The following is a 6,598-nucleotide window of genomic DNA, read 5'->3' as shown; positions in this document are numbered from 1 at the left end:
GCCCGCCGGACGCGGCGCGCCCGAGGACTTGCCCAGGCCGCCGTTGAGCACCATGCGGCCCATCACGATCGGTTCGGGCTTGGCGTTCGGATCGGGCTCGAAGCCCGGCACGACCTCGCGCGGGATCTCGCGCTTGATCAGCTTCTGGATGTCGCGCAGGAAACCTTCCTCGTCGACGCACACCAGCGACAGCGCCTCGCCCTGCGCGCCCGCGCGGCCGGTGCGGCCGATGCGGTGCACGTAGTCCTCGGCGACGTTGGGCAGCTCGTAGTTGACGACGTGCGGCAGCTGGTCGATGTCGATGCCGCGGGCCGCGATGTCGGTCGCGACCAGCACCTTCAGGTCACCGCTCTTGAACTCGGACAGCGCCTTCGTGCGGGCGCCCTGGCTCTTGTTGCCGTGGATCGCCATCGCGGTGATGCCCTGCTTGTCCAGGTACTCGGCCAGCCGGTTGGCGCCATGCTTCATCCGCGTGAACACCAGCACCTGGTGCCAGTCGTGCTCGCGGATCAGGTGGGCCAGCAGTTCCTTCTTCTTGTCGCGGTCGACCGGGTGGATCTTCTGCGCGATCGTGTCGGCCGTCGCGTTGCGGCGCGCGACCTCGATCAGGCCGGGGTTGTCCAGCAGCCGGTCGGCCAGCGCCTTGATCTCGTCGCTGAAGGTGGCCGAGAACAGCAGGCTCTGCTTCTTGGCCGGCAGCAGCGCCAGCACCTTCTTGATGTCGTGGATGAAGCCCATGTCCAGCATGCGGTCGGCCTCGTCCAGCACCAGGATCTGCACCTGCGACAGGTCCAGCGTGCCTTGCTGCGCATGGTCCAGCAGGCGGCCCGGCGTCGCCACCAGGATGTCCACGCCCTTGCGCAGGCGGTCGATCTGCGGCTGCATGCCGACGCCGCCGAACATCACCATGCTGGTCAGCGGCAGGTACTTGCCGTAGGTCCGCACGCTTTCCTCGACCTGCGCGGCCAGTTCGCGCGTCGGCGTCAGCACCAGCGCGCGGATGGCGATCCGGCCCTTGGCGTCGCGGACGGGCTTGCTGGCGGACAGGCGCTCGAGCACCGGCAGCGTGAAGCCGGCGGTCTTGCCGGTGCCGGTCTGGGCGCCGGCCATCAGGTCGCCGCCGGTCAGGACGGCCGGGATGGCCTGGCTCTGGATGGGCGTGGGGGTCGAGTAGCCGGCATCGGCGATCGCGCGGAGCAGGGGCTGGGACAGCCCCAATGCGTCAAAACTCATAAGCTGCTTTGTTCGTGCCCGATCGGGCTTTGTGTGCAGCACGCCGGCCCGGGCGGGCCTGGCGCCAGTCTTCGGCTGCCGTGGGAGAGCGTGAGCTCAGAAAGATGAAAGCCGCGGCAAGACTGAGCCGCGGCAATGACCGGGGATTGTAGCCGAGCAGGGGGCTCGCCCTTTCGAGTGGGGCGTGGAGGAATCGTGGGGATGGCCCGCGCCGGCGCCGGGCGGTCGACAGCTTGGCGCAAGCTCGCCGACAGCCCGGGATCAGGCAAGCGTGTCGGTGTCCGCAACCGTGTTTCGGTTCGGTAAACCGCGGGTAAAAAGGGCCGCGAGGCCCGTGCTGATCGGCCTTCAAGCGGGTTTGCGGCGGCATAGTCTTGCGCCAGTCGTCCACTCGCCCCCGTCGTCATGAGCGCCCCGTTTCCCGATCCCGCCGCCGGCACGCACTTGCTGCTGCTGGACCCCGACCCGCATGCGCGGCTGCGTTTCGCCGCGCTGATCCGCGCCTGGGGCTATCGCGTCACGGACAGCAGCGAGGCGGCCCTGCTGGACCGCGTGCCGCTGCTGCCGGTGGACCTGGCGCTGATCGATCCCAGCGATGCCCGCGAGGCCGGCTGGGGCGCGCTGACGCGGCTGCGGCAGCGCTCGCGGCTGCCCGTCGTCGTGCTGCTGCAGCAGGACAGCACGCTGGAGCGGGTGCTGGCGCTGGAGCGCGGCGCCGACGCGGTGTTGGCCAAGGACGGCGAGCCCCGCGAGCTGCAGGCCCGCATCAAGGCGCTGCTGCGGCCGCGTGAAGGCGACCCGGCGGAGGTGCTGATGTTCGGTCGCTTCCGGCTGGAGCCGATGACGCGCCGGCTCAGCGGGCCGGGCGGTTTCTGCGTGGTGCTCTCGCAGAGCGAATACAAGCTGCTGCGGGCCTTCCTGGAGCGGCCGCACAGCGTGCTGCAGCGTCAGGAACTGCTGCACCTGGCCCGCGGCGACGGTGTCACCGCGCTGGAGCGCAGCGTGGACCTGATGGTCTCGCGGCTGCGCCAGAAGCTCAACGACGATCCGAGCGCGCCGCTGATCCGCACCGTGCGGGGGATCGGCTACCTGTTCGACCCGCCGTTGCGCTGAGCGCTACTTCGCGGCGACCGACGCCCAGTTCAGCTCGAACCAGTTGTCCGGCCGGTGCGTCACCGTCACGTTGGCGCGCGTCGCCCACGGGATCATCTGGCGGTGCAGCGGGATCAGGTGGGTCTGCGCGCGGAACTCGCGCAGCGCCGCCTTGATCAGTTCCTCGCGCTTCTTCGGGTCGGCTTCCTCGCTGGACTGCGCGGCCAGCTGGTCGAACTTGTCGTCCTTCCAGTTGCCGAAGTTGTACTGGCCGACCGACTTCTCGCCGCGGTTGCGCATCAGCGGCGTCATCGCGACTTCCGCGTCGGTGATGCTGCCGCCCCAGCCGTAGAGGTAGAGGCTGGTGTCGAGCTTCTCCAGCTTGGGGAACATCAGCACCCGGGGCTGCGCGTTGACGCTGACCTTCACCTTGAGCTGCGCCCACATCGAGGCCAGCGCCAGGCAGATGCGCTCGTCGTTGATGTAGCGGTTGTTGGTGCAGTCCAGCGTCACCTCGAAGCCGTTGGGGTAGCCCGCGTCGGCCATCAGCTTGCGCGCGGCGGCCAGGTCGAAGGGCAGCCGCGTCTCCAGCTGCGGATCGTTGAACGCGCCCAGCGGCGACGGCGTCAGGCCGCCGGTGGGCAGGCTCAGCCCGTTCATCAGCTTCGTCCTGAGCGCGTTGATGTCGATCGCCTGGTACAGCGCCTGGCGCACGCGCAGGTCCTTGAACGGGTTGCGGTCGCCCGGCACCTTGGCGTACAGCAGCTTGTCGCGCGCCTGGTCCATGCCGATGAAGACGATCCGGTTCTCCGGGCCTTCCTGCACCTTCACGCCCGCCGTCTGCTTGAGCTTGGGGATGTCGCGCGGCGACGGGTCGAGCACGAAGTCGATCTCGCCGGAGACCAGCGCCGCCAGGCGCGTCGCGTCGTTGGCGATGGGCGTGTAGACGGCGTCCTGCACGTTGCCCTCGGCCTTGCCCCACCACGCCGGATTGCGCTTGAACGTCGTCTTGATGCCGGGTTCTCGGCTGACCATCGCGAACGGGCCGGTGCCGTTGGCATGCGTGGCGGCGTAGGTCTCCTGCTTGTCCTTGAAGTTCTGCGGCTTGGCGACGTTGTGCTGCTCGCACCACTTGCGGCTCATGATGAACAGCGTGTCCAGGTGCTGCAGGAAGATCGGGTTGACCTTGTCGAGCTGGAACTCGACGGTGAAGTCGTCGACCTTGCGCGGCGTGCCGACCGCCTGCGCGTAGACGCTGATCTGCGAGTACGGGTCCTTCGCCCGGTTGATCGAGAACACCACGTCGTCGGCGGTGAACGGCGTGCCGTCCTGGAACTTCACGCCCTGGCGCAGCTTCAGGCGCCACAGCGTGGGCTTGACCTGCGTCCACTCGGTGGCAAGACCCGGCACCAGGTTGAGCTGGCGGTCGCGCGAGACCAGCCGCTCATAGACCTGCCCGTTCATCGCGTTGGTGACGATCTCGTTCTGCGAATGCGGGTCGGCCGTCTGCATGTCGCCCTGGCTGGCCCAGCGCAGCGTCTGCGCCTGGGCGGCGCCGGCCAGGCCCGCGGACAGGGCCAGGAACAGCGGCAAGGCACGCAGCACGCCCAATGTGCGCGAACGAACGGAGATGGGGCGAAGCGGCATGGTGGACATCTCGTGGCGGGAAGGGCGGTCGAGTTTAGGGGCAGGGGCGGAAGCTGCGACAATGCGGGACTATTGCCCGGGCGACCCACCGCCCATGCAGGGCCCGGCGTCCGCCGCACGGCCCCCAGGTCAACCCACGACACGCTGAATAACCAACGCCATGGCTCAATACGTCTTTTCGATGAACCGCGTCAACAAGACGGTTCCCCCGAAACGCCACATCCTCAAGAACATCTCGCTGTCCTTCTTCCCCGGCGCCAAGATCGGCGTGCTGGGCCTGAACGGCTCGGGCAAGTCGACGCTCCTGAAGATCATGGCCGGCGTCGACAAGGAAATCGAAGGCGAAGCGGTGCCGATGCCCGGCATCAAGATCGGCTACCTGGAACAGGAGCCCAAGCTGAATCCGGACCAGACCGTGCGTGAAGCGGTCGAGGAAGGCATCGGCGGCGTGCTGGCCGCCAAGAAGCGCCTGGACGAGGTCTACGCCGCCTACGCGGAAGAGGGCGCGGACTTCGACGCGCTGGCCGCCGAGCAGGGCGAGCTCGAGGCGATCATCGCCGCCGCCGGTTCCGAGAACACCGACCTGCAGCTCGAGCTGGCCGCCGACGCGCTGAACCTGCCGCCCTGGGACGCCAACATCGGCGTGCTGTCCGGCGGCGAGAAGCGCCGTGTCGCGCTGTGCCGCCTGCTGCTGTCCAAGCCCGACATGCTGCTGCTGGACGAACCGACCAACCACTTGGACGCCGAATCGGTCGAGTGGCTGGAGCAGTTCCTGTCGCGCTTCCCCGGCACCGTGGTGGCCATCACCCACGATCGCTACTTCCTGGACAACGCCGCCGAGTGGATCCTGGAACTGGACCGCGGCCACGGCATTCCCTGGAAGGGCAACTACTCCGACTGGCTGGACCAGAAGGAACGCCGCCTGGAGCAGGAGCAGAAGTCCGAGGACGCCCGCGCCAAGGCGATGAAGGAAGAACTGAAGTGGGTGCGCTCGAACGCCAAGGGCCGCCAGGCCAAGAGCAAGGCGCGCCTGGCCCGCTTCGAGGAACTGAGCGACGTCGAATACCAGAAGCGCAACGAGACCAACGAGATCTTCATCCCCGTGGCCGAGCGCCTGGGCAATGAGGTCATCGAGTTCGAGGGCGTGACCAAGTCCTTCGGCGACCGCGTGCTGATCGACAACCTGTCGTTCAAGGTCCCGCCGGGCGCGATCGTCGGCATCATCGGCCCGAACGGCGCCGGCAAGTCGACGCTGTTCCGCATGATCCAGGGCGTCGAGCAGCCCGACACCGGCACGGTGAAGATCGGCAAGACGGCCAAGCTGGCCTTCGTCGACCAGAGCCGCCAGAGCCTGGACGCCAACAAGACGGTCTGGGAAGACGTCTCGGGCGGCCTGGACAACATCATCGTGGGCAAGTTCGTGATGCCGTCGCGCGCCTACATCGGCCGCTTCAACTTCAAGGGCAACGACCAGCAGAAGATGGTCGGCCAGCTCTCCGGCGGCGAGCGCGGCCGGCTGCACCTGGCCAAGACGCTGGCGCAGGGCGGCAACGTGCTGATGCTCGACGAACCGTCCAACGACCTGGACGTCGAAACCCTGCGCGCGCTGGAAGAGGCGCTGCTGGAGTTCGGTGGCTCGGCGATGGTGATCTCCCACGATCGCTGGTTCCTGGACCGCATCTGCACCCACATCCTGGCGTGCGAGGGCGACTCGCAGTGGTTCTTCTTCGACGGCAACTTCCACGAATACGAAGCTGACAAGAAGAAGCGCCTCGGCGAAGAAGGGGCCCGCCCGAAGCGCGTGCGTTTCAAACCCATCGCCTGACCGGTCTCCCCGGAAGGGGGCCTTCAGAAGCGCCCGCGGACCTCGATTTCAAGAGGCGCCGCGGGCGCTTTTTCATTGGGCGCGATTCATTTCAAGATTCTTTACAGGGCGCCCACGGCCTCCTAACCTGCCCCCGCGACCATCTCCTCACCCCAAAACGATTTGGAGATTCCGAGATGGTCAAGCGCTTTACCCGACCCCTCAAGATGCTGGGCCTCGCCGCCGCGATGAGCGTCGCCGCCCTGGCCGCCCAGGCACAACCGGCGCCTGGCGACGCACCCCCGCCGCCCCCGCATGCGATGCACCGCGGCGGCCCCGACTTCGGCGGCCCCGGCGGCTGGGCGATGCACGGCAAGCTGCTCAAGGACGCCGGCGTCACCGACGCCCAGCAGGCCCAGATCAAGCAGATCTTCAAGGCCGCCCACGACGACCTGAAGAGCCAGCGCGACACCGAGCGCCAACTGCACGAACGCATGCGCGCGCTGTTCACCGCGCCCACCGTCGACGCCAACGCCGTCGAGCAGGTCCGCCAGCAGATGCAGGCGCAGCATGACGTCGTCTCCAAGCGCTTCACGCTGGCGATGATCGACGCGTCGCGCGTCCTGAGCCCGGAGCAGCGCGCCAAGATCGCGGAGCTCAAGCAGCAGCAGCGCGAGAAGATGAAGGCGCGCATGAAGGACCGCATGCAGCACATGAAGGACCGCCGCGGCGCCAACCCGGACAACCCCGTCCCGGCGCCTTTCACCGAACGTTGAACGCACGAGGCCGGCTATGCTTCAGTCTTTCGACGAATCCGCGACG

5 protein-coding genes are annotated in these 6,598 nt (G+C 67.8%); 3 read left to right on the top strand and 2 right to left on the bottom strand.

Annotated elements, in window-relative coordinates; genetic code table 11:
• The coding region (locus N5D62_RS18870; protein WP_279759410.1) for a DEAD/DEAH box helicase at window positions 1-1,233 on the bottom strand (1,233 nt) is incomplete at its 3' end.
• Between the two features lie 405 nt (window positions 1,234-1,638).
• Here N5D62_RS18870 and N5D62_RS18865 point away from each other — a divergent pair.
• Complete coding sequence (locus tag N5D62_RS18865) at window positions 1,639-2,346, top strand: response regulator transcription factor (RefSeq protein ID WP_279759409.1); 708 nt, start codon at window positions 1,639-1,641, stop codon at window positions 2,344-2,346.
• Between the two features lie 3 nt (window positions 2,347-2,349).
• Here the strand turns inward: N5D62_RS18865 and N5D62_RS18860 are convergent, their stop codons facing one another.
• Complete coding sequence (locus N5D62_RS18860) at window positions 2,350-3,972, bottom strand: ABC transporter substrate-binding protein (protein WP_279759408.1); 1,623 nt, start codon at window positions 3,970-3,972, stop codon at window positions 2,350-2,352.
• A gap of 160 nt (window positions 3,973-4,132) precedes the next feature.
• Here N5D62_RS18860 and ettA point away from each other — a divergent pair, with 160 nt between their 5' ends.
• Together ettA and N5D62_RS18850 are read left to right on the top strand one after the other, a co-directional pair.
• Window positions 4,133-5,797, top strand: a complete 1,665-nt coding sequence (gene ettA, locus N5D62_RS18855; protein WP_279759407.1) for an energy-dependent translational throttle protein EttA — start codon at window positions 4,133-4,135, stop codon at window positions 5,795-5,797.
• A gap of 176 nt (window positions 5,798-5,973) precedes the next feature.
• A complete protein-coding gene (locus tag N5D62_RS18850) occupies window positions 5,974-6,552 on the top strand; it encodes a periplasmic heavy metal sensor (protein WP_279759406.1) in 579 nt (192 codons plus the stop codon).
• The last annotated feature ends 46 nt before the right edge of the window (window positions 6,553-6,598 follow it).

Source organism: Mitsuaria sp. GD03876 (assembly GCF_029840635.1).
GTDB lineage: Bacteria > Pseudomonadota > Gammaproteobacteria > Burkholderiales > Burkholderiaceae_C > Roseateles.
Note: the sequence above shows the minus strand (reverse complement) of the source record. Positions and strands in the feature narration are given on the sequence as shown.

Bases quoted from the DNA above. Each gene is read 5' to 3' on its own strand.
- N5D62_RS18865 (WP_279759409.1), top strand. From the start codon at position 1,639: ATGAGCGCCCCGTTTCCCGATCCCGCCGCCGGCACGCACTTGCTGCTG.
- N5D62_RS18860 (WP_279759408.1), bottom strand. From the start codon at position 3,972: ATGCCGCTTCGCCCCATCTCCGTTCGTTCGCGCACATTGGGCGTGCTG.
- ettA (WP_279759407.1), top strand. From the start codon at position 4,133: ATGGCTCAATACGTCTTTTCGATGAACCGCGTCAACAAGACGGTTCCC.
- N5D62_RS18850 (WP_279759406.1), top strand. From the start codon at position 5,974: ATGGTCAAGCGCTTTACCCGACCCCTCAAGATGCTGGGCCTCGCCGCC.